The 21,709-nt window shown below is 60.8% G+C and carries 16 protein-coding genes; 11 read left to right on the forward strand and 5 right to left on the reverse strand.

The window, feature by feature from the left end:
- Positions 1–59 precede the first annotated feature (59 nt).
- Complete coding sequence (locus N2601_RS01405) at positions 60–932, forward strand: LysR family transcriptional regulator (RefSeq protein ID WP_104822047.1); 873 nt, start codon at positions 60–62, stop codon at positions 930–932.
- A 39-nt stretch (positions 933–971) separates the two neighbouring features.
- On the opposite strand, the gene N2601_RS01410 is transcribed toward N2601_RS01405, so the two are convergent.
- Positions 972–1,970, reverse strand: coding sequence for an aldo/keto reductase (locus tag N2601_RS01410; RefSeq protein WP_104822048.1), 999 nt, complete (start codon positions 1,968–1,970; stop codon positions 972–974).
- A 337-nt stretch (positions 1,971–2,307) separates the two neighbouring features.
- On the opposite strand from N2601_RS01410, the gene N2601_RS01415 reads away from it, so the two are divergent.
- From N2601_RS01415 to N2601_RS01430, 4 genes are all read left to right on the forward strand, one after another.
- Positions 2,308–3,393 (forward strand): polyamine ABC transporter substrate-binding protein, encoded by a 1,086-nt coding sequence (locus tag N2601_RS01415; protein ID WP_445945012.1) that lies wholly within the window; start codon positions 2,308–2,310, stop codon positions 3,391–3,393.
- Positions 3,394–3,543: 150 nt separating this feature from the next.
- Positions 3,544–4,686 carry an ABC transporter ATP-binding protein gene (locus tag N2601_RS01420; RefSeq protein WP_104824987.1) on the forward strand — a complete coding sequence of 381 codons (1,143 nt, stop codon included), beginning with the start codon at positions 3,544–3,546 and terminating at the stop codon, positions 4,684–4,686.
- A 2-nt stretch (positions 4,687–4,688) separates the two neighbouring features.
- Positions 4,689–5,600 carry an ABC transporter permease subunit gene (locus N2601_RS01425; protein WP_104822050.1) on the forward strand — a complete coding sequence of 304 codons (912 nt, stop codon included), beginning with the start codon at positions 4,689–4,691 and terminating at the stop codon, positions 5,598–5,600.
- Between the two features lie 3 nt (positions 5,601–5,603).
- Entirely contained in the window at positions 5,604–6,419 is an 816-nt protein-coding gene (locus N2601_RS01430) for an ABC transporter permease subunit (protein ID WP_104822051.1), read from the forward strand.
- Between the two features lie 27 nt (positions 6,420–6,446).
- Here the strand turns inward: N2601_RS01430 and N2601_RS01435 are convergent, their stop codons facing one another.
- On the reverse strand, positions 6,447–8,345 hold the full coding sequence (locus N2601_RS01435; RefSeq protein WP_104824988.1) for an AsmA family protein: 1,899 nt from the start codon (positions 8,343–8,345) through the stop codon (positions 6,447–6,449).
- Positions 8,346–8,509: 164 nt separating this feature from the next.
- On the opposite strand from N2601_RS01435, the gene N2601_RS01440 reads away from it, so the two are divergent.
- The 3 genes from N2601_RS01440 (at position 8,510) to N2601_RS01450 (ending at position 13,487) form a co-directional block, all read left to right on the forward strand.
- Positions 8,510–10,462 (forward strand): acetoacetate--CoA ligase, encoded by a 1,953-nt coding sequence (locus N2601_RS01440; RefSeq protein WP_104822052.1) that lies wholly within the window; start codon positions 8,510–8,512, stop codon positions 10,460–10,462.
- 354 nt (positions 10,463–10,816) lie between these two features.
- The gene (locus N2601_RS01445; RefSeq protein WP_104822053.1) at positions 10,817–12,736 is read left to right on the forward strand and encodes a DEAD/DEAH box helicase; all 1,920 of its coding nucleotides are present in this window, start codon (positions 10,817–10,819) and stop codon (positions 12,734–12,736) included.
- A gap of 223 nt (positions 12,737–12,959) precedes the next feature.
- Entirely contained in the window at positions 12,960–13,487 is a 528-nt protein-coding gene (locus tag N2601_RS01450; RefSeq protein WP_104824989.1) for a hypothetical protein, read from the forward strand.
- A 170-nt stretch (positions 13,488–13,657) separates the two neighbouring features.
- On the opposite strand, the gene N2601_RS01455 is transcribed toward N2601_RS01450, so the two are convergent.
- Positions 13,658–14,680, reverse strand: a complete 1,023-nt coding sequence (locus tag N2601_RS01455) for an SAM-dependent methyltransferase (RefSeq protein ID WP_104822054.1) — start codon at positions 14,678–14,680, stop codon at positions 13,658–13,660.
- A 155-nt stretch (positions 14,681–14,835) separates the two neighbouring features.
- Positions 14,836–15,750, reverse strand: a complete 915-nt coding sequence (locus N2601_RS01460; protein ID WP_104822055.1) for a DMT family transporter — start codon at positions 15,748–15,750, stop codon at positions 14,836–14,838.
- Positions 15,751–15,925: 175 nt separating this feature from the next.
- Here N2601_RS01460 and N2601_RS01465 point away from each other — a divergent pair, with 175 nt between their 5' ends.
- Positions 15,926–16,816 carry a LysR family transcriptional regulator gene (locus N2601_RS01465; RefSeq protein WP_104822056.1) on the forward strand — a complete coding sequence of 297 codons (891 nt, stop codon included), beginning with the start codon at positions 15,926–15,928 and terminating at the stop codon, positions 16,814–16,816.
- A gap of 57 nt (positions 16,817–16,873) precedes the next feature.
- On the forward strand, positions 16,874–17,275 hold the full coding sequence (locus N2601_RS01470; RefSeq protein ID WP_104822057.1) for a GFA family protein: 402 nt from the start codon (positions 16,874–16,876) through the stop codon (positions 17,273–17,275).
- 12 nt (positions 17,276–17,287) lie between these two features.
- On the opposite strand, the gene N2601_RS01475 is transcribed toward N2601_RS01470, so the two are convergent.
- Positions 17,288–20,986: an ATP-binding protein gene (locus tag N2601_RS01475; RefSeq protein ID WP_104822058.1), complete on the reverse strand. Its 3,699-nt coding sequence runs from the start codon at positions 20,984–20,986 to the stop codon at positions 17,288–17,290.
- Between the two features lie 223 nt (positions 20,987–21,209).
- On the opposite strand from N2601_RS01475, the gene N2601_RS01480 reads away from it, so the two are divergent.
- Complete coding sequence (locus N2601_RS01480; protein ID WP_104822059.1) at positions 21,210–21,659, forward strand: phasin; 450 nt, start codon at positions 21,210–21,212, stop codon at positions 21,657–21,659.
- The last annotated feature ends 50 nt before the right edge of the window (positions 21,660–21,709 follow it).

Consider the following 21,709-nt stretch of genomic DNA (forward strand, 5'->3'; position numbering starts at 1 on the left):
TCAATTACGCAAAGAAATCTTCTTTATAAACAGCCGTTTTCGCCCTATGTTTTTCAATCATGAAAAACGCGACCTGGGATTCCTATCAGCTTTTCCTCGACGTCGCCCGCGGCGGCGGGTTGACGGGGGCTGCATCTTCCAGCGGTTTGAGCCCGGCGACGATCGGCCGGCGCATGCTGGAATTGGAAAGCCAGATCGGGCGCACGCTCTTCCAGCGCAGCCAGACGGGATATGCGTTGACGGGCGACGGGCAAGCGCTCTTCGACCAGCTTCTGGAGATGGAGGCCGCCGCCCGCAAGGTGGATAGCTGGCAGCGCGACGCCCAGGGGATGTCCGTCGTTCGCATTGCCGCCGGAACCTGGGTCGGCTGGCTGCTCAGCCAGAACATGCCGACGATCTGTTCGGAGCGGGATGGATTCCGCATCGATCTATATCTCGGCGAGCGCCGCGCCAGCCTTGCCCATCGCCAAAGTGACATCGGCATCCGCGCCTTCGAACCGGAGGAGACCAATCTTGCTGCCATCAAGACCGGCGACGTCGCCTATGCCGCCTATCAGGCGCGCAACATGCGCTTTTCCGGCCAGCAGCGTTGGATCGCGGCGGCGGAGGAGGAGGCGGTATCGGCCTATCTGCGCTGGCCGCATCAGAACAGACGCGAAGAGATCGCCTTCACGGTCAGCCGCCCGCGCTCGCTTCACGATCTCGTGCTCGCGGGAGCAGGTATCGCCGTTCTGCCTTGCTTCGTCGGTGATCAGGAACCGAGGCTGGAACGGGTCGGCGAGGAGATCGTGTCCCTGCGCCATCGGCAGTGGATCGTCATGAACGATGCCGACCGTCATCGGCGGGATATCCGCACCGTGGTCGATCGCATGACCAAGTTGCTGAAAAGCCATGCGGAACTGTTTGCGGGCAAGCGCCCGACCTACGCGTAAAAACCGGCAGCCAAAGCGGCTGCCGGTTGGATCGCTTGTTCAGCGAGCAGCGTCGCCCCAGCGATATTCCACTGTCGCGTCGTCCAGCTTCGCCTTCAGCGCCGGATCGAGCTTGAGATCGATGGCGGCGAGCGTGTCGGTCAGTTGCTCCGGACGGCTGGCGCCGATAATGGCGGAGGTGATCACCGGATTGGCGGCCACCCAGGCGACGGCGAGCTTGGTAAGCGAATGGCCGGCCTCGTCGGCGATACCGCGCAGTTTCTCGATCGTCGCGAATTCGCGTTCATGCCAGTAGCGCTGCAGATAGTTCGTGCCGGCATTGCGCAGTTGCGAGCTGAAGCGGCCTTCGGTCGGCGCGACGTCGTGCCTGTGTTTGCCGGTCAGAAGGCCGCCGGCGATCGGATTGTATGGAATGACGGCGAGGTGCTGTTCTTCCGCAAGCGGCAGTAGTTCGCGCTCGATCTGGCGGAACAGCAGATTGTAGCGCGGCTGCACGGAGACGAAGCGGGCGGTGCGCAGGAAATCGGCGCGGCCGAGCGCCAGAGCCAGCCGGTAAGCGAGGAAATTCGATACGCCGACATAGCGCGCCTTGCCCGAGCGTACGATGACGTCGAGCGCCTCCAGGGTCTCGTCGATCGGTGTGTCGCGGTCGTCGGAATGGAGCTGATAGAGGTCGACATAGTCGGTGCCGAGACGCCGCAAGGATGCATCGATGGCGTCGAGAAGGTGCTTGCGCGACGCGCCCTGATCCCAGGGGGAGGGACCGACTTTGCCGACCGCCTTGGTGGCGACGATGAAGCGATCGCGTCTGCCCTTCAGCCAGCGGCCGACGATTTCCTCGGTGCGGCCGGCAAGCTCTTCGCCGCCGCCGAGTGGATAGACGTCGGCGGTGTCGATGAAGTTGACGCCGGCGTCGGTCGCCTTGTCGAGAATGGCATGCGCAATGTCTTCCTGCTCGATCTGCAGGCCAAAGGTCATGGTGCCGAGGCAGAGGCGCGAGACGCTGAGACCGGTATTGCCGAATTTTTGATACTGCATGGTGGAAACCCTTGGAAAGACGGGTTGCGTTTGCCCTTGACGCAGGGCGGTGAAAAAAGGGCAGGAGTTTATTGGTGGGAATGATACGGTGCGATGTTAGCAAAGCCCATCCGGGCATTCACGCAGGAAGCGGGCCTCACGTTCACAATCGCGTGCGCTCGCCCGTCGGGGTTTCCGCTGCGGGACCTTTCCCTTTTTCAGCAAATCCGTGAAAGCTCATACTGCCTTGCTTTTCCCCCTTGTGGCCTTCGGAATTCCTTTCTAGTCTGACGGGAAAAACAGAGGGTTGGGTATCGCCGCGATGCCCTTGAACAAAACAGGAGAGACCATGAAGTCCATGTTCGCACGGCTTGCAGCAACGGCTTTCGCAGCCGTTTCGCTGGTGACGGCAGCCCAGGCTGCAGACAAGGTCGTCAATATCTACAACTGGTCGGATTATATCGATGATTCGATCCTGGCCGATTTCACCAAGGAAACCGGCATCAAGGTTGTCTACGATACCTTTGATTCCAACGAGACCCTGGAAACCAAGCTCCTTGCGGGCAAGACCGGCTACGACATCGTCGTGCCGACGGCGGACTTCCTGCAACGCCAGATCAAGGCCGGTGTGTTCCAGAAGCTCGACAAGTCGAAGCTGCCGAACATCTCCAACATGTGGGACATGGTGATGCAGCGCATCTCCACTTACGATCCCGGCAACCAATATGCCATCGACTATATGTGGGGCACCAACGGCATCGGCTACAATGTCGACAAGGTGAAGCAGATCCTCGGCACCGACGACAAGCCGACGCTCGATGTGATCTTCGACCCGAAGGTCGCCGCCAAGTTCAAGGATTGCGGCATCTATATGCTCGATGCGCCGAAGGACGTCATCCCGACAGTGCTGGCCTATCTCGGCCTCGATCCGAACTCGACCAAGCAGGAGGATTTCAAGAAGGCTGAGACTCTTCTGGCATCGGTCCGGCCTTTCGTCCGCAAGTTCCATTCGTCCGAATATATCAATGCGCTGGCCAACGGCGATATCTGCATCGCTTTCGGCTATTCCGGCGATGTGCTGCAGGCGCGCAATCGCGCCGAAGAGGCCAAGAACGGCGTGCATGTCGACTATTCGATGCCGAAGCAGGCGCAGATGTGGTTCGACGTCATGGCGATCCCGGCCGATGCGCCGCATGTGGCCGAGGCGCATGAATTCCTGAATTACATCATGAAGCCGGAAGTCATCGCCAAGGCCAGCAACTTCGTCGCCTACGCCAACGGCAACAAGGCTTCGCAGCAGTTCGTGAACAAAGAAGTCCTCGAGGACCCGGCGGTCTATCCGACCGATGAGATCATGAAACACCTGTTCACGGTGACGCCGTGGGATCCGAAGACGCAGCGCCTGGCGACGCGCTTGTGGACCAAGGTTGTTACCGGTCAATAAGTCAGACAAAGGCCCGGACGGAAACGTCCGGGCCTTTCCTTAGACCATGCGTCCAGGTCGCTGAGCGGTCGCGGACGGGGTAATACGAATTCTGAAGCGCTACCGGGTGGGGAAAGCCGGGGTGACACAGAATTATTTCGGGGATAGATGATGAAGTCTCTCGGTAATATCCGGCGTTCCTTTGCTCCTTGGACGGATCCTTCGGCAAAGCCATATATTTCCTTCAAGAACGTCACGAAGAAGTTCGGCGATTTCACCGCCGTCGACAATCTTTCGCTGGATATCTACAACCGCGAATTCTTCGCCTTGCTCGGCGCATCCGGTTGCGGCAAGTCCACGCTGCTGCGCATGCTGGCGGGCTTTGAGCAGCCGACGACGGGCGAGATCGTTCTCGACGGCCAGAATCTTGCCGGCACGCCGCCCTATCGCCGCCCCGTCAACATGATGTTCCAATCCTACGCGCTCTTCCCGCATATGACGGTGGAAAAGAACATCGCCTTCGGGCTGCGCCAGGATGGCATGCCGAAAGCGGAGATCGCCGAGCGCGTTGCGCAGATGCTAAAGCTCGTCAAGCTGGAGCAATTTGCCAACCGCAAGCCGAACCAGCTCTCCGGTGGCCAGCGCCAGCGCGTGGCGCTCGCCCGCTCGCTCGCCAAGCGGCCGAAGGTGCTGCTGCTCGACGAGCCGCTCGGCGCGCTCGACAAGAAGCTGCGCGAGGAGACCCAGTTCGAGCTCATGGACCTGCAGCAGAGCCTTGGCCTCACCTTCGTCGTCGTCACCCACGATCAGGAAGAGGCGATGACCATGGCCGACCGCATTGCCGTGATGAGCCATGGCAGGGTCGTGCAGGTGGCGACGCCGGCGGAGATCTATGAGGCTCCCAATTCCCGCTTCGTCGCAGACTTCATCGGTGACGTGAACATCCTCGACGGCAATGTCACGCGCGCAAATGGCGGCACGGTCGAGATTGCCGTCGATAATGGCTTCACCCTGCGCACGGCAGCTAGCGAAATGCTCACTGAGGGCAGCCGCGCGGGCTTTGCCATCCGGCCGGAAAAGCTACGTGTCACGCCGCGCCCGCCCGCCAACGCCTCGGTCAATGCCGCCGAGGGCGAGATCTGGGATATTGCCTATCTAGGCGACATGACGGTCTTCCACGTCAAGCTGAAGAGCGGACAGGTCGTCAAGGCTTCGTCGCTGAATGCAGTGCGCGCAGTGGAGGAACCTTTCTCCTATGATCAAGGCGTCTGGGTCTCCTTCGATGAAAATGCCGGCGTGCTGCTGAAGGATTGATCATGAGGACGCTCGGCTCTTCCATCTACCAGCGCCTCGTCATCATCGTGCCTTATGCCTGGCTGCTGGTTTTCTTTCTCGCGCCCTTCCTGATCGTCTTCCGCATTTCGCTGTCGACGAAGGCGCTCTCGGTTCCGCCCTATGATCCGGCTTTCAGTTGGTCGGACAGTTTCAGCGATTGGTGGGACAAGCTGCAGAGCATGTCCTTCGACAACTACACCTGGCTGGCCGGCGATCCCCTCTATTTCAACGCCTATCTCCAAAGCCTGAAGATTTCCGGCATATCGACGATCCTGACGCTGATCATCGCCTATCCCATAGCCTATGGCATGGCGCAGGCGCCGCGCAGCATCCGCCCGACGCTGTTGATGCTGGTCATCCTGCCGTTCTGGACGAGTTTCCTGATCCGCGTCTATTCCTGGATGTCGATCTTGAGCACGACGGGCTTGCTCAATCAATTGCTGATGACGCTCGGTATCATCCATGAGCCGCTGGTGATCCTGAACACCAATACCGCCGTCTATATCGGCATGGTCTATTCCTATCTGCCCTTCATGGTGCTGCCGCTCTATTCCTCGCTGGAAAAGATGGACGGCACGCTGATCGAGGCGGCACAGGACCTTGGCTGCACGCCGATCGGCGCCTTCTGGCGCGTGACCTTCCCCTTGTCGATCCCTGGCGTCATCGCCGGCTGCATGCTGGTTTTCATCCCCGCGGTCGGCGAGTTCGTCATCCCAGACCTGCTTGGCGGCTCCGAAACGCTGATGATCGGCAAAGTGTTGTGGAGCGAGTTTTACGGCAATACAGACTGGCCGCTGGCATCGGCGGTGGCGACCATCCTGCTGCTTGTGCTGGTGGTGCCCATCGTCTTCTTCCAGCACATACAGGCAAAAGCCGATGAGAAGGGGAGATAGGTCATGATCCGCTGGTCCCGCTTCAACATCGTCTCCGTCACGCTCGGCCTTGCCTTCCTGTATTTGCCGATCCTGCTGCTGGTCATTTATTCCTTCAACGCTTCGCGGCTGGTCACAGTCTGGGGCGGCTTCTCGACCCAGTGGTACAGCCATCTGCTCAGCAACGACAGCATGCTCAACGCGGCGTGGCTGACCGTACGCATTGCCTTGCTCTCGGCGACGATCGCCACCGTCCTTGGCACGCTGGCGGCACTGACACTGGTGCGCTACACGCGCTTCCGTGGCCGCATCCTGTTTTCCGGCATGATCTATGCGCCGCTGGTCATGCCCGACGTCATCACCGGCCTATCGCTGCTGCTGCTCTTCGTCACCGCCGACCTCGATCGCGGCTTCTGGACCATCGTCATGGCGCATACGACGCTGACCATGTGTTTCGTTGCCGTCGTCGTGCAGTCCAGGCTTCTGAGCTTCGATCGCTCGATCGAGGAGGCGGCGCTCGATCTCGGCGCGCCGCCGGTGCGCACCTTCTTCGAGATCACGCTGCCGATCATCGCGCCGGCCGTGTTCTCCGGCTGGGTGCTGGCGCTGACGCTGTCACTCGACGACTTGGTGATCGCCACTTTTGCTTCGGGGGCTGGCGCAAAGACATTGCCGATGCTGATCTACAGCCAGGTGAAGCTCGGCGTGACGCCTGAGATCAACGCCATCTGCACCATCCTGATCGGCGTCGTCACCATCGGCGTCATCTGCGCCTCCGTCGTCACCAAGCGCCGCGAAGTGCAGCGCCAAAGGGACGAGCAGGCTGCTGCCGCGGCATAGGTCAGAGCCATCCGCAGACGGGACCTGTTATTGCTGCGTCTGCTGATCAGGCTTCTTCAGCAGCGTCGTGACCGGCGAGATCACCGGGTCCGGCCAGGTGCCGCCGATGAAGAAGGGCAGCATCGGCAGCTCCGTCGCATTGGCCGGATTGCTCGCCTGCATCGTGCCCGACAGCGCCAGTGCGTTGCTGCGGAAGGGAACGACGCCGTTCAGCATCACCGTTTCGTTGCGCCCGACGATCTGGGCGCTGTGAACCTCGACCGATCCCTTGGCAACGCTAGCATCGACGTTGAGGCTGTCGAAATCGAAGGCCGTGTCGGCGATATCGCTCATCCGGAAAAAGGCCTTTTCGGACGCAAGCGCACGGAAGGCTGAGATGTTGAATTGCCGGAAGGAGCCGGTGGCCGACGTGAAATGCATCTTGCCGGCGACATCGCTGAGATTGGCAGCCCAGATCGGCTTCGACGTGCTGAGCGAAAGATCCAGAGAACCGGTCGTCAGCGGTAGAGGTCCTGCAAGGTTGAGCCGGGTGAATAGCCCGCCGAAATCGGCATCGTGGATGGATATCTGTAATTTGCCGCCGCCATCGAAGTCGCCTTGCGTGACTTCCAGATGCGAGGTGAGCTCTCCACCCTCGAAGCCGCTGTCGCCGATATCGAATTTTGCCTTGCCGCCCGCAACCAGCAGGCTGGCGCCGATATTATCGAACTGGAAGGGACCGAGCACGGCTTTGTTCGACGAGAGCCGCATATCCAAATCGAGGCGCTGTAGCGGATTGCCGTTGAGCAATGCGTCGATGGCCGTATCCGCGGCCAGCCGCATGGAGAAGGCCACCAGGAACGGATTGAGGTTCATCTGGTCGAAGGCGAGCGTTCCGGAAATCTTCGGCTTGCCGCTTGTCGTATAGCTCAGATCCATGACGCCGGACGCCGCGGATTCGTTGACCTTGAAGTTCAGATTGTTAAAGCGCAGACCATTCGGGATCGCGGCGACGTCGGCATTGAGAGAGACGTTGCGTAGCGTATCGGCGGCCGGCAGATGTTCTCCGCTCCAGGCCAGGAAAGACGGCACATTCGGCACGCTCAGATCCAGATTTCCGGCGAGCGCGGAGAGATTGGAAATGCTGGTGGCGCCTGCATAGGTCCAGTTGATCAGCGGCGAGGAGAAGCTTGTCTTCGCATCGACGCTCTTGCCGGCAAAGAGCAGCAGAGGCTGGGCAGAATTGAAATCGATCTTGACGTCCTGACCGTTGAGCCGCGCCAGAATGACGGCAGTCATCGCCCCGGACAGCCGCGGCCAGGAGATGTCCGCATTTATGCTGCTCATCTTGTAGAGATTGCCGCTGCGATCGTCCGTCATTTCGACGCGACCGTCCTCGATCGTCAGCATGCCGATGACGGCATCCTGGTCCTTGCTGATCGGCATGCCCTGGTTGGAGGACGTCTCCACTCGTTCGATTGCCTTGGACAGCAGCCCTTCATTCGTCCAGTCGATCAGACCGGTCTCGTCACGCCGGATGTAGATCACCGGCCGCAGGAAATGGAATTCATGAAAATGCGCGCGCCCGCGCAGCGCCGCAAACAGCGAGAAGTCCGCCGAAAGGCTGTCGACATGGCCAAGCACCTTGCCGTTTTTCGTCGGTTCGCGGATGGTAACCTGGTTGAGCGTCACGCGCGGCGTCGGCCAGAATTCCAGCGTCGGCGCGCCCTCGATCTGGGCGCGATATCCCGTCCAGTCCGACAGGGCATTCTCGATGCCGGCCCGCACCAGGCCGCTGGAAATCAGGAAGGGAGCAGTTGCCCGGAAAACGGCGAAGACGATGATGATGGTGAGAAGGACGATGCCAGTGGTGCGCGCAACGGCAGGTAGCCAGCGCGAGGCCGATCGCATCGTCAACCACCACTTTTTATTCCTCGACGCTCTCATGATCCAACTCAGACTTTCATACTGATAGCGCTGATATGCCTCCGTTTGCCGGATATAGGAAATGATTGGCGGATGCAAACATTGTACAGCAGGAATGCCGACAACTCAGTGACTTTATAATGCGCTGCAGCATGGTATATAAGCCGAAAACCGGAGGAGATAATATGCGAGATACTCAGCCGCTCTGGACGCCATCGGATGAATTTCGCCGGCAAAGCCCGATGGTTGTCTTCATGGAAGACTGCAACCGACGCTTCGGCCTATCGCTTTCCGATTTCGCCAGCCTGCATGCCTGGTCAATCGCCGACCGGGAAACCTTCTGGACGGCAGTATGGGATTTCTGTGGCATCAAGGGAAAACGTGGCGAAAGGGCGCTGATCAACGGCGACCAGATGCTGGAGGCGCGTTTCTTTCCAGATGCCGAGCTGAATTTCGCCGAGAACCTGCTGTCGAAAAGCGGCGAGGGCGATGCGTTGGTCTTCTGGGGCGAAGACAGGGTGCGCGACCGCTGGTCCTGGGACCGGCTCTCGGCCATGGTGTCGCGCCTGCAACAGGCCTATCGCGCTCTCGGCATCGGCCGGGGTGACCGTGTCGCCGCCATGATGCCGAACATGCCGGAAACCATCGCCTGCATGCTGGCGGCCGCCTCGATCGGTGCCATCTGGTCCTCCTGCTCCCCGGATTTCGGCGAGCAGGGCGTCTTGGATCGCTTCGGCCAGATCGAGCCGAAACTCTTCATCGCCTGCAGCGGCTATTGGTATGGCGGCAAATTGCAGGATGTGACGGCAAAGGTCGGCGCGATCGCGCAGCGCCTCGGCGCGCCTGCCGTCATCGTTCCTTACGCCGGCGATGCCGAGGCGGTCGCGGCGGCAACGCCGGATGCAAGGACTTTGGATGCGTTCATCGCGCCTTTCGAGGCGAAGACGGTAGAATTCGAGCCGCTGCCGTTTTCGCATCCGCTGTTCATCCTGTTTTCCTCGGGCACGACGGGCGTGCCGAAATGCATCGTCCATTCGACCGGCGGCGCATTGCTGCAGCTCGTCAAGGAGCATCGCCTGCATTGCGGCGTGGTCCCCGGCGAAAAGGTCTTCTACTTCACCACCTGCGGCTGGATGATGTGGAACTGGCTGGTGACCGGGCTTGCCGCCGGCGCTACTCTCTGCCTCTACGACGGTTCGCCCTTCGCGCCTGACGGCAATATCCTTTTCGACTATGCGCAGGCGGAGAAATTCGCTCTGTTCGGCACCTCGGCCAAATATATCGATGCCGTGCGCAAGAGCGGCCTGACGCCGAAAACCTCGCATGATCTCTCCAGCCTGCGGCTGATGACTTCCACCGGTTCGCCGCTGTCGCCGGAAGGCTTTTCCTTCGTCTATGAGGGCATCAAGGACGACATCCAGCTCGCTTCCATCTCGGGAGGCACCGATATCGTCTCCTGCTTCGTGCTCGGCAATCCCTTGCAGCCGGTTTGGCGCGGCGAAATCCAGGGACCCGGGCTCGGCCTTGCCGTCGATGTCTGGAACGAGGAGGGTAAGCCCGTGCACGGCGAAAAGGGCGAGCTTGTTTGTGCCAAAGCCTTTCCCTCGATGCCGGTGATGTTCTGGAACGACCCCGACCGGGTCAAATATCACGCCGCTTATTTCGAGCGTTTCGACAATGTCTGGTGCCATGGTGATTTTGCCGAGTGGACGGAGCATGGTGGCCTGATCATCCATGGCCGTTCGGACGCGACGCTCAATCCCGGCGGCGTGCGCATCGGCACGGCGGAGATCTACAATCAGGTCGAGCAGATGCCCGAAGTTCTCGAAGCGCTCTGCATCGGCCAGGATTGGGATGATGATGTGCGCGTCGTGCTTTTCGTTCGCCTCGCGGCCGGCGCGGCACTGACGGAGGATCTGGTGAAAGCGATGAAAACCCGCATTCGCACCGGCGCCTCGCCCCGCCATGTGCCGGCCAAGATCATCGCCGTCCGCGATATTCCGCGCACCAAGTCCGGCAAAATCGTCGAGCTCGCCGTTCGCGACGTCGTGCATGGCCGGCCGGTGAAGAACAAGGAAGCGCTTGCCAATCCCGAAGCGCTGGCCCTCTTTGCCGGGCTGGAGGAGCTCAAGAACTGATGCCCTCTTAAAACTGAGGGGCAAAGGCTGGCCTATCGGCGGTAACTTGGCGTTAAGAGAGATTGGTCAAAGGTAAAATCCAACTTGGGGCCGTTCGTTTGAACTTTGGGCGGCTTGGAGCCGAAAGGTTCCCGAAACATGAAGTTGACCGACTCGAGCTTCGTTAGGCAGCATGAACTTCCAAGGCAGCGCTATTCGCTGCCTTTTTTTCGTTGTGCGTCGCACAAATACGCGCCCGCTCTGTACAATGGCCTGCCGACCAAGTATGTGCACGCCTGAAGAAGAGGCCTGCGACGTGCGGGCCACGATGATCCGCGCCGGCTGGCGCGCGAAGAATTCCGAAAGACACGGATAATGACTGAATTCGAAGGCATCGTTCCTGCGATCGCCCAGGCTTTGGCAAAGCGCGGTTACGAAGCGCTGACGCCAGTACAGAAGGCCATGCTCGATCCCGGCCTGGCCGGCAAGGACGCACTGGTTTCGGCCCAGACGGGCTCCGGCAAGACGGTTGCCTTTGGCCTGGCCCTGGCGCCGAGCCTGCTGGAGGGTGCCGAGCGCTTCGGCCCCGCCGGCACGCCGCTGGCATTGGCGATCGCGCCGACCCGCGAACTGGCGCTGCAAGTGCAGCGCGAGCTGGAATGGCTGTATGAACTGACCGGCGCGACCATTGCCTCCTGCGTCGGCGGCATGGATATGCGCACCGAGAAGCGGGCGCTGGAACGCGGCGCGCACATCGTCGTCGGCACTCCGGGCCGTCTTTGCGACCATATCCGCCGTAATTCGCTTGATATCTCCGAGCTCAAGGCCGTGGTGCTGGACGAGGCCGACGAGATGCTCGATCTCGGCTTTCGTGAAGACCTCGAATTCATCCTGGAAACGGCGCCGGCCGAGCGGCGGACATTGATGTTTTCGGCAACCGTGCCGCGCTCGATCGCAAAGCTCGCCGAAAACTACCAGCGCGACGCCGTGCGCATCGCCACCGCCTCGGAAGCCAAGCAGCATGTCGATATCGACTATCGCGCCCTGACGGTCGTTCCGAGCGACAGGGAAAATGCGATCATCAACGTTCTGCGCTATTACGAAGCGCAGAACGCCATCGTCTTCTGTTCGACGCGTGCTGCGGTCAACCATCTGACGGCGCGCTTTAACAACAGAGGCTTCTCCGTCGTTGCCCTGTCGGGTGAGCTCAGCCAGAGCGAACGGACGCATGCGCTGCAGGCCATGCGCGACGGCCGCGCCCGTGTCTGCATCGCAACGGACGTCGCCGCCCGTGGCATCGATCTGCCGGGCCTGGAGCTGGTGGTTCATGCCGACCTGCCGACCAACCCGGAAACGCTGCTGCACCGCAGCGGTCGCACCGGCCGCGCCGGCCGCAAGGGCGTCAGCGCCCTCATCGTGCCGCTGAGCGCCCGCCGTCGCACCGAACGCCTGCTGGAAGCCGCCCGCATCCGCGCCACCTGGGCAAAGCCGCCGTCGGCTGACGAAGTGAGCCAGCGTGACGATGAACGTCTTCTCGCCGATCCGGTATTCACGGCCCCGCTTGCCGAAGACGAGCAGTCCATCGTGCGGCAGTTGCTGGAGCGCCATGGCGCCGAGCAGGTCGCCGCTGCATTCCTGCGGCAATATCGAACCGGCCACTCCGCGCCTGAGGAGTTGCAGGACGTGCCTGCCGAAGGCGAGCGCAGAAAGCCACGCCACGACGATTTCCCCGTTACTCACCACGACGGGCCGTCTGCGGGACGCAACGACTTCACCGACGGCGTCTGGGTGTCGCTTTCGGTCGGCCGCAAGCAAAATGCCGAGCCGCGCTGGCTGATCCCGATGCTCTGCCGCAACGGCGGCCTCACCAAGCGCGACATCGGCGCGATCAAGATGATGCCGGAAGAAACCTTCGTCGAGTTTTCGCAAGAAGGCGCCGAACGCTTCCTGTCGACCATCGGCCCGGACAAGACCCTGGAGCGCGGCATCCGCGTCAAGCCGCTGGCCGGTGTACCGGATTTTTCGCAGGCCAAGCGGGAAGGAACCTACGGCAAGAAGAAGCCCTTCTCGGATAAGGGTGTCCGCCCGAACGACGCCGCCAAGCCAAAATGGAAGTCCGACCGCAAGCCGGAACGGGCGCAGGCCGGCGAGGGCAGCGTTTCCGAACGTCCGGACAAGAAGCCCTGGGCAAAGAAGCCTGGCAAGCCGAATTTCGCCAAGAAAGACGCCGGCCCGGCAGCAGGCAAGCCCAATTCGAGGGCCAAGCGCAAGGCTGCGAAGGCGCGCGGGGAGTAATCCCGCCGCCGCGCTCCATAGGGGCGCGGCGCACTCTATGACATAGTCATTCGATTTGTATGCACGTTGGCACAAGCTTGACGCGCTATCGCAGTGCCGCCGGCAAAGCGCATGCCCCGGTTCGGCCCAATAGTTGTGCCGACTTTGGGAGACTCATTCGACGACGGAGAGCAACGAGATGGATGCGTCAGGTCGGCCCAAAGACATTTGGAATACTCGGCGAATGGCCATCGCCGGTTTGCTGGGCGCTGCCTGTGGTGTCTGCATTCGCGCCTTTGATTTTTGGTCACTTGGTTGGGCCGATGCGCTACGAGGACTCCTCGACCTGTTCGGAGTTCCACTGCTGTTTCTGGCGGCGGTGGTAACACTGTTCGTTTGGTCAATCAGCGCACTTATTGCACTATGTCATCGTCGTTTCCGTGGAATGGCCAGCAGCGTTATTGCCGTTGTCATTGTTCCAGTTAGCGTTGTGACGATCGGCGGCGCGCCTTTGTTCGATCCTTGGCTATGGTATGTCATCTTCAACAAATCGAGTTTAGAACCGGCCGCTGCCGCAAACGGCAATCCACAGAACAGCCCAAAGTTTACTATTGTCGAGGAGCGCGACGTCTCGACGGGGATCGCTGGCGTGACTTCTAATCATTTCATCACTCTCATTTATAGCGAAAGCGATCCCGGCAGTTGGGCACCACCTGATGCGGATGTGAGGCACATCTACGGCAATTTTTACAGGCGAGATGAATTCGAGTGAGATGCATGTGGGCGAGGGTAGTGTTTCCGGGTGCGCAGACAAGAAGTTTTGGCGAAGAAGCCTGGCAAGTCGAAATCAAGGGCCAAGCGCAAGGTTGCCCGGGCTCGGGTGAATAGTTTTTCGGGAGCTTAAGGGGGCATCAGCCCCTTGTCGCTATCTCCAGAGTGCCGTTACTCGAAAAAGACCAAGCTCGCCGGTGATGGCGGCAGTGGTTTGACCCTGGCGTTTTGAAAACCGGCGCGTCTGGCCATTTCGGCTAGATCCTTCTGCGTGTAGGCCTCGCCCTTTGGCGTGCTGGCGAGCATTTCCCATGAGAAAGCGGCTGGGAAGGGAGGCGAGACAAGATCGTCGTTGGGCACGAATTCCACCCCGACCACCTTGCCGTCGCGACTCAGGCTGGCCCGGACCTTTCTGAGCAATTCGGCGCAGGTTTCTATGTCGAAGTGATGAAGGAAGTTCGGAAGCAGGATCAGATCGTAGTCCGTGCCCCAATCGACCTCGAATGCGCTGCCGGGAACGACCTTGTAGCGCTCTGCGACACCAAATTGTCGCGCATTATATTTAGCCAATTCCAGAACTGAACTCCAATCCACCGCGACAATCTGGGCTGAAGGAAAAGTCTTCGCCATCTCGATCCCGAAACGCCCATGTCCTGCGGCGATGTCCAGAATCTTCTTCGGCGATATCCGTAGGTTGGCCATTTCCGCTGCGAGGCTGACTGCGCTGCTGCCGGTGAATGAACCCATGCCGCGGGCAAACTTCACCCACACGGGATTGTCCGGCGACATATTTGCCAATCCAACGGACCCGCCGTTGCGGACATAGGAGGTCGGGTCGTCCAGCACCTGCTTGAGGATTTCCGGCGCGGCGATGAACTCGATGGCTGAGCCCATATAGGCCGGCGAATGCCGGTCGAGGAATACGCGGCTGGATGGCGTGAGAACATATTGATCGCCTTTCTTAGTCAGAAAGCCGTTTACAACGAGATAGTCGCACAGAATGCGCACACCGCGTTCGGCCGCATTCGTCGCGGCTGCCAACGACGCAGCGTTGCGGCCGTCACCGATCAAGGTAAAAAGATCGAGTTCTATGGCGGCCTTGATCGCGGCCGTTTTTCGGCACGCAAACATCGCGTCAACTATCAGATTGGGTGAAATCTCGCCTGTGCCTGCTTCTGCTGCCGTCGATGACATTGGAGCCCCCTCATGCGCCAACGACCGACCAGGATAGCCGGTCTCCACGGAGGAACTATCCCACGAAAGGCAACCAAAAGTAAGTTTGCTACCGCTAAAGTATAGTGGCGCGTGGAGCAGAGGCAGAGAATGTCTGCCTCTGGCAATATGATAGGTCAGACCTTTTCCGCTAAGGGACTGCGCGACGTCATCCAGACTCCCACCAGCGTCACCGCCAACCCTACGAACATCGCCGTCGTCAGCGGTTCGGAGAACAGGGCCCAGGCCCAGAACATGGTAACGGGCGGGCTGAGATAGATGGCTGCGCTGACCTGCGCGACCGGGAAGAGGCGCAGGCTGGTGTAATAGACCGAATAGGCGGCAAAGGTTGCGATCAGCACCAGCCATATCATGCCGATAGCGAAACCGCGCGTCAGCGGCGGCGCAAGATCGCCTTGCATCATGGCGCAGATGCCGAAGAGCACCGAGGCCGTAAGGGTATGAATGCAAAGGCCTTGATGAACGGGCATATGCTTGGTCCGCCGCCGCTTGTGCAGAACCGATGCGAAGGCAAAGACCAGCATCGAGCCGACGGTCAATCCATAGGCCCAGATTGGAGCCGCGCCGAAGCTGAGGCTGTCTATCGAGACGATCAATACGCCCGCCACCGCAATCGCCGTTCCCAGCCATTGGCGCGCGCTCAGCCGCTCGCCCAAAACAGGCTGCGACAGGGCGGCAATCGCCAGCGGCAAGAGGTCGGAGATCAGCGCCACCAGCCCCGTCGGCACCCGCTGTTCGATCGCCAGTGCAAAGCCGCCCAGATAAAGGAAGACCGACATCACGCCGAACAGCATCTGTTCCGCTATCGCACGCAGCCGCATGCGCGGCCCGATCGCCAAGGCAAAGGGTAGCAGGACCAGTCCCGACAGAAGCGTGCGCCAGAACAGGACCAACATGACGCTGGCTTCCTGGCTGGCATAGCGGATACCGACGAAGCCGGAACTCCAGCTAAAGATCAGCAGCGTAGCCATCAGGGGCCAAAGGAAGCGGCTGTTGTTCAGTAGGGGCCGGGACAGGGATTGGTCGGTCATTGGGCTCTCGGTTGGATGTCACCTATCCCTCAGCCATAGGTCAGGACCCATCCGATTACACATGACAAATATCGATCATGGCATGACATCTCAATCTTAAAACTAATGAATATTTGCCAAATACCGCCGGAATATGCATTCTCTCTGCAAGATCATCATATAAGCCGAGTTTGCCATGACCGAGTTCACCAGCCGGCGTTTGGAAATCGATGCGCTGCGCGCATTGTGGGCGATCCGCCATCACGGGGGCATCACCCGTGCGGCCGAGGCCCTGAGCCTCTCGCAATCCGCCGTCAGCCATAAGATCAAGCGGCTCGAGACGAGCCTCGATTGCGATCTGCTGAGCCGCAAGCCCGGAGCGTCGATGTTCACCGCCGCCGGGGAGGATCTGCTGGACTATGCGGGACGCATCCTCGGCCTGCACGACGAGGCGCTCTTGAGCCTCTCGAAGACGTCGCTCGCCGGCCGCGTCGCCCTCGGCTTGACCGAGGATACCACCTGCACCGATCTCGCGCGCATATTGGGGCGATTTCGCCGCCTGCATCCGAACGTCTCTGTTCGCACCAAGGTCCGCATGAGCTTGGTCCTGCGGGGAATGCTGGAGCGGGGAGAGCTTGATGCCGCCATCGTGCAGGTTTTCGCGCATGAAGTCCGCCCGACCGATATCGTTCTGTTTCGGGAACAGCTTCATTGGGTCAAGCATCCTGATCTATCGCTGCCGCAAGACGGGCCGGTTCCTTTTCTGTCCTTCGACGATGAGTGCTTCTATCGCCGCTGGGCGCTCGACATCGGACAGGATGGCGGCGTGGTTCTCGAAACTGTGTTCGAATGTGCGAGCGCGGCTGGGATTATTGCGGCCGTTACCTCGGGCTTGGGCGTGGCGCTTCTGAACGGCCGCCATCTGCAGCCCGACATGGAGATCGTCACCAACGGCCTGCCGGCGCCCCCTGCCTTGGCCTATGTGGTGCGCCGCGGACGCAAGGTGAGAAATCCCGCGCTCGATACCCTTGTGGCAGAGATCGAAAGCGAAATCAGTCGTTACGGAGGGCTGGCTCTGGCGAGTTGAGCTGATTGGAGGCAGAATGCCGTCCTCGAACAGGCACCGGAATGGAGCGGCGTACACATGCTGATCGGCTCATGTCACTGTGGCGAGGCGGGCTGGACGCTCAAGGGCGATCCAGGCTCGATCACGGCCTGCAATTGCACGCTCTGTCGGCGCTATGGTGCGCTATGGGCCTATGACTATGAATGGGAGCGGATTTCCGTCACCGGACGGACTTCGTCTTACACGCGCGCCGGCAGGGACAATCCCTCTCTCGAAATATTGTTCTGCCCGTCCTGCGCCTGCGTATTGAGCTGGCGTGGCCTACGGCTGCAAAAGGATGGCCGCCGACGTATCGCCGTGAACCTGCGGCTTGCGCCGCCGGACCTCGTCGCTGACCTGCCGATCGATCATTTCGATGGACTCGATACGTTTGAAGACCTTCCTTCCAAAGGGGGCTGCGTGCGCGATCTCTGGTTTTGAGGGCGATCTCTCTCAGTTCGCCAGCACCCTCGGCGATGGGAAGGTGATCTCGACCAGCGTGCCCTCATTCGGCGCCGAGTTGATCGAGAAGGTTGCCCTGTTGGCATCGACCATGGCCTTGGTTAGCGGCAGGCCAAGGCCGGTGCCGTCGCCACGTTTGCGGGCGTTGGTCGAAACCTGGCGGAAAGGTTTCATCGCCTGTTCCAACTCGCTGCGGGTCATGCCGACGCCGGTATCGCGGATGCGCATGACGACACTGCCGTTCCCCTCGTAAGACGTTGAGACGACGATCTGGCCGCCCGACGGCGTGAAGCGGATGGCATTCGACAGGATGTTCAGCGCGATCTGCTTGATCGAACGCAGGTCGGCGACGACGTTCGGTACGGACTGCGACAGCGCCGTGCGGATGATGACGCGCTGGCTGTTGGCCTGCGGCTGCACCAGCGACACGGCTTCGGCGATCGCTTCGTTGAGGCCGACCGAGGAAAATTCCAGGTCCATCTCACCGGCTTCGATCTTGGAAATGTCCAGGAGATCGTTGACGATGTCGAGCACATGCCGACCCGAGCGGCCGATATCGGTGGCATATTCGATATAGCGGGAATGACCGATTGGCCCGAAGCGTTCGCCGGCCATCATGTCGGAGAAGCCGATGATGGCGTTGAGCGGCGTGCGGATTTCATGGCTGACGCGGGCGAGGAAATCGGTCTTGTGGGCATTTGCAGTCTCTGCCGCGCGCTTGGCGTTGCGCAACTCTTCCTCGGTGCGCTTCCATTGCGTGATGTCGCGGATGACGGCGCAATAGCCGTTCGAGGAATTCAACCGCCCCATGGTCATGAACAGGGGTACGAAGCCGCCGGACGCCTCGCGGCCGATGACCTCGCGGCCGTCGTTCAGCACGCTTGCCACGCCATGGCCGGAGAGGCCGCCAAGATAGTCCAGCACCGCCTTCTGGCTTTCATGCGCAAAGAGCATGACGAATGGTTTGCCGCGGGTTTCCTGGTCGTCGTAGTTAAAGAGCGCGCTGGCCGAGCGGTTCATCGAGCGAATCTCGCCCTCCTGCCCGATGATGACGACCCCATCCGTTGCCGTTTCCAGCGTCGAACGCAGCTCTTCGATTTCGACCTGCAGCTTTGCGAGTTTTTCGACCATGCGTTCCGGTCGCGCTTCTTCCGGCACGGGCTCGGGCGCGGGGGCTTCGCTCTTTTCGAGCGGCATCAGCGCCAGCATCAAAGCGGTGCCGTCTTCCCAACGGACTGACTGCAGCCGCGCGGTAACGGGCACGAGCGTGTCGTCGGCGCGCACTACCATCATCGTCCCCGGCCGTTCGGCCTTGCCTTCGAGGTCATGGCGCTGCAGCAGCGCATCCAGCCCGCCGACATGCTCCAGGTCCGTGAGGCTTTCATAGCCGGTCAGCCGCAGGAATTCCGGAGTGCCGTGGATCAGCCGGTCGCCGGCATGGATGAGAATGGCGAGGGGCAGTTGATCGACGATCTCGGCCGACAGCCCATCGCGCATTTTTACGCGGGGTGGAATGGCGGTGTTCAAGACTTCCAGCGGATCGCGGTCCCGTTCCGGCTCGCCGGCAGCCTTTGATTCCCGCAAGTCGGAACCGGCAACCTCTTCCGTCTCGGCCGTAGCCGCCGGCATATTCGCTTCGGATTGTGCGGTTTCACTGCTTTCCGGCTGATCTTCGGCATGCGGCCGCTTTTCGGCTGCATGGTCGTCGGCCGGCGCTTCGACGGCATCGGACAAAACCTCATCCGCCGCATTCGGCTGCGGAGAGATGTCCACCACTTCTTCGGACTGTTCCATGCTTTCGGGCTGACCGCCCGATGTCTCCGCACGTTTGCCGAAGGGGTCGAGCTGACGGGCGATTTCGCGGAAGGCCGCCTGTTCGCTCAGCGACAAGCTGCCTGGCGTCTGTGCGCGGCGCTCGTGCAATCGGATGATCTTGTCGGATTCCCGGCGGTTCGGCGTCTCGGCGATCGTCAGGGCCGGCGGCTCCTCATCCCGGGGAGAGAACTCCTCCGTTGCCCCGGATCCTGCTTCGCGAGCAGTCTCCTCGTCTGCGGCAACATTTTCCTCCATCGCGTCCTGCAGCGCTTCCTCGGCAATCGCCGGAGCAGCCGTCTCCACTGCTGGCTCTTCAGCCAAGCCCGGCGTCGGCGCTGCCTGCTCTTCGTCGCCGTCCAGCGTCAGGCCGAGCTTCATCGGATCTTCGATGGCATCGGAGAGGCGCACGACGCCGAAGCCTCGGAAGCCGTCGAATTCGCGGCTGCGCGTATAGGTCGGCAATGCGGCCAGATCGACCGGCACCACTAGGCTGGTATTTTCCACCGGCCAGTAGATCGTCCGGCCCGACCACGTATCGCGCCGCGCCAGAAGCTCGGCGATCTTGCCGTCCGGATCGAGATTGAAATGCCTGGCGATGTCAGCGAAGGCAACGCCGGTGACTTTCGTCGCATGCGGCCCTACGGCTTCAGCGAACTCGCGCGAGACTTCGCTGAAGCGGCCTTCGGCGTCGATCCGCCAGACGAAACGCGTAGCACGGCCGCTGCGCTTGAAGGTGAACTCTTCCGACTGGTCGATTTCCGGAGCGCCAGCCTCGGCTGCGACCGGCTCAGTGCCTGCCACCGCGTCCTCCGCTTGGCTTTCTCCGGCGCTGCGCAGCAGATCATCATCGGCCTCCGGGACAAGCTCGTCGGCATGCGCAGCCGCCTCGATCTGTTCGGGCGTCGCGCCGTCCATCGTCACCAACGCGTCGATGTCCTGACCGAGGGCATCGGGGTGCGCATGCACCACTTCATGGTCGGCGCCAGACATTTCCGGCGTGTGCTCGACTTCCTCGATATCCGCCACCGCATCGATGACATCGGGGGAGGGCACATGCTCGGCAGGCGCAGCCTCGGTAATAGGTGTTTCGTCAGCCGCGGCTGTCTCGAGTTCCTTCCGCGCCTCTTCCGCTTCCGGCTCGATCGCGCCGCCTGAGGCTGAGGCGGCAGATGCGTCAGCCACGAGGCTTGCCGTTGGATCGAGATTGTCGGCTGCGGTCTCGACGACGAAAAGCAGATGCAGGGCAGGGATTTCCGACAGCTTGCCGACGGCGGCGGGTAGATAGCCGTGGCCGGTCGGGATCGGCCGCTTGATCAGCCGTTCCGCCTGGGCGCCCGCCATGGTCGTCAGCATCCTTGCGGTCTGCGGCGTCACGCCCAACGCATCGAAGCGAGCGGAAGCGGCGATAATTTCCCCGTCGCGGCCGATCACGGCCATATGCGTATCGGGGTCGTCGAAGCCGTCGATCATCCGCTTCGCACTTTCCGCCGCGGCCAGCGGCTTGGAGGAAACCGGCGAGGAAAACAGGATCGCCTCTTCGCCCGCCTGAACCTGGATGATTTCGACTGCGGCGTTAACGACCGCGCGCTGGAAGCCGGAGGCCATGCGGATCAGGAAGGTGCGCTGGTCGCCGACCGCGCCAAGTCCGCGCGCCGTCGCCTCGATCTGGCGGAAGGAGACGTCGCCGGCCTTCGGTCCCTGGTCGAGGAAATCATAGATGATATCGTAGCCGAAAAGATTAGCGCCAGCGCCGTTGGCCCAGAGCACGCGATCCATGCCGGTCGAAAACAGCACCATGGCTTCGCCGCGCGCAAAACGCTCCCGAACGCGGGGGTGCACGGCAATGTCAATGAATGGGTACTGAATTGCGGGCATGTTCCGACCTGTTTTGCGGGCGTGATCGCCTCTCTTACTTTAACGCTTTATTAATAACGGCGCCCCGGTTTCAGGTCCAGCGAAGGCCCAGGTTTTTGACTGGAAGGGTTAACGTGTTGTGCATCGCAAAAAATATGTTGCACTGCACAATAGTTTATATTATATAGGGCTCAATCAATTCACCAAGGGCGCCTCTGAGGAGGGCCCATATAGGAGCGCTATCATGGCTACTGTAAAGAAAGACGACGTTTTTTCAACGGCTACATTCGACCCTTCCAAGCTCTCTGAATCCTTCCGCGACTTCGCGGAAAAAGGCGCTGCCCAGTCCAAGGAAGCCTTCGCCAAGATGAAGACGGCTGCCGAAGACGCTGGTAAGACCCTCGAAGCCACTGTGCAGACCGCCCAGGCCGGCTCCGTGGAAATCGGCCTCAAGACGATCGACGTCCTGCGCACCAATGCCGAAAGCTCGCTGGCGCACATGGAAGCTCTGCTTCGCGTCAAGTCCGTCGCCGAACTCTTCGAACTGCAGACCTCCTTCATCCGCAAGCAGGCTGAAGTAACCGTCGAGCAGGCCAAGTCCATTCAGGAAACCACCAAGAAGGTCGCCGAAAAGCTGGCAAAGCCGGCCAAGGACGCCGCTGAAAAGGCCATGTCCTCCTTCAAGGTCGCTTAATCTTTCCAAGCCTCCCAAGACCAGAACGTCTCGCTTTCGGTAAAACACTG

Origin of the sequence: Rhizobium sp. CB3060 (genome assembly GCF_025200735.1) — a bacterium.
Lineage (GTDB): Bacteria > Pseudomonadota > Alphaproteobacteria > Rhizobiales > Rhizobiaceae > Rhizobium.

Excerpts from the sequence above, each read along its gene's own strand:
- N2601_RS01405 (WP_104822047.1), top strand. The coding sequence starts at position 60 with ATGAAAAACGCGACCTGGGATTCCTATCAGCTTTTCCTCGACGTCGCC.
- N2601_RS01410 (WP_104822048.1), bottom strand. The coding sequence starts at position 1,970 with ATGCAGTATCAAAAATTCGGCAATACCGGTCTCAGCGTCTCGCGCCTC.
- N2601_RS01415 (WP_445945012.1), top strand. The coding sequence starts at position 2,308 with ATGTTCGCACGGCTTGCAGCAACGGCTTTCGCAGCCGTTTCGCTGGTG.
- N2601_RS01420 (WP_104824987.1), top strand. The coding sequence starts at position 3,544 with ATGAAGTCTCTCGGTAATATCCGGCGTTCCTTTGCTCCTTGGACGGAT.
- N2601_RS01425 (WP_104822050.1), top strand. The coding sequence starts at position 4,689 with ATGAGGACGCTCGGCTCTTCCATCTACCAGCGCCTCGTCATCATCGTG.
- N2601_RS01430 (WP_104822051.1), top strand. The coding sequence starts at position 5,604 with ATGATCCGCTGGTCCCGCTTCAACATCGTCTCCGTCACGCTCGGCCTT.
- N2601_RS01435 (WP_104824988.1), bottom strand. The coding sequence starts at position 8,345 with ATGAGAGCGTCGAGGAATAAAAAGTGGTGGTTGACGATGCGATCGGCC.
- N2601_RS01440 (WP_104822052.1), top strand. The coding sequence starts at position 8,510 with ATGCGAGATACTCAGCCGCTCTGGACGCCATCGGATGAATTTCGCCGG.
- N2601_RS01445 (WP_104822053.1), top strand. The coding sequence starts at position 10,817 with ATGACTGAATTCGAAGGCATCGTTCCTGCGATCGCCCAGGCTTTGGCA.
- N2601_RS01450 (WP_104824989.1), top strand. The coding sequence starts at position 12,960 with ATGGCCATCGCCGGTTTGCTGGGCGCTGCCTGTGGTGTCTGCATTCGC.
- N2601_RS01455 (WP_104822054.1), bottom strand. The coding sequence starts at position 14,680 with ATGTCATCGACGGCAGCAGAAGCAGGCACAGGCGAGATTTCACCCAAT.
- N2601_RS01460 (WP_104822055.1), bottom strand. The coding sequence starts at position 15,750 with ATGACCGACCAATCCCTGTCCCGGCCCCTACTGAACAACAGCCGCTTC.
- N2601_RS01465 (WP_104822056.1), top strand. The coding sequence starts at position 15,926 with ATGACCGAGTTCACCAGCCGGCGTTTGGAAATCGATGCGCTGCGCGCA.
- N2601_RS01470 (WP_104822057.1), top strand. The coding sequence starts at position 16,874 with ATGCTGATCGGCTCATGTCACTGTGGCGAGGCGGGCTGGACGCTCAAG.
- N2601_RS01475 (WP_104822058.1), bottom strand. The coding sequence starts at position 20,986 with ATGCCCGCAATTCAGTACCCATTCATTGACATTGCCGTGCACCCCCGC.
- N2601_RS01480 (WP_104822059.1), top strand. The coding sequence starts at position 21,210 with ATGGCTACTGTAAAGAAAGACGACGTTTTTTCAACGGCTACATTCGAC.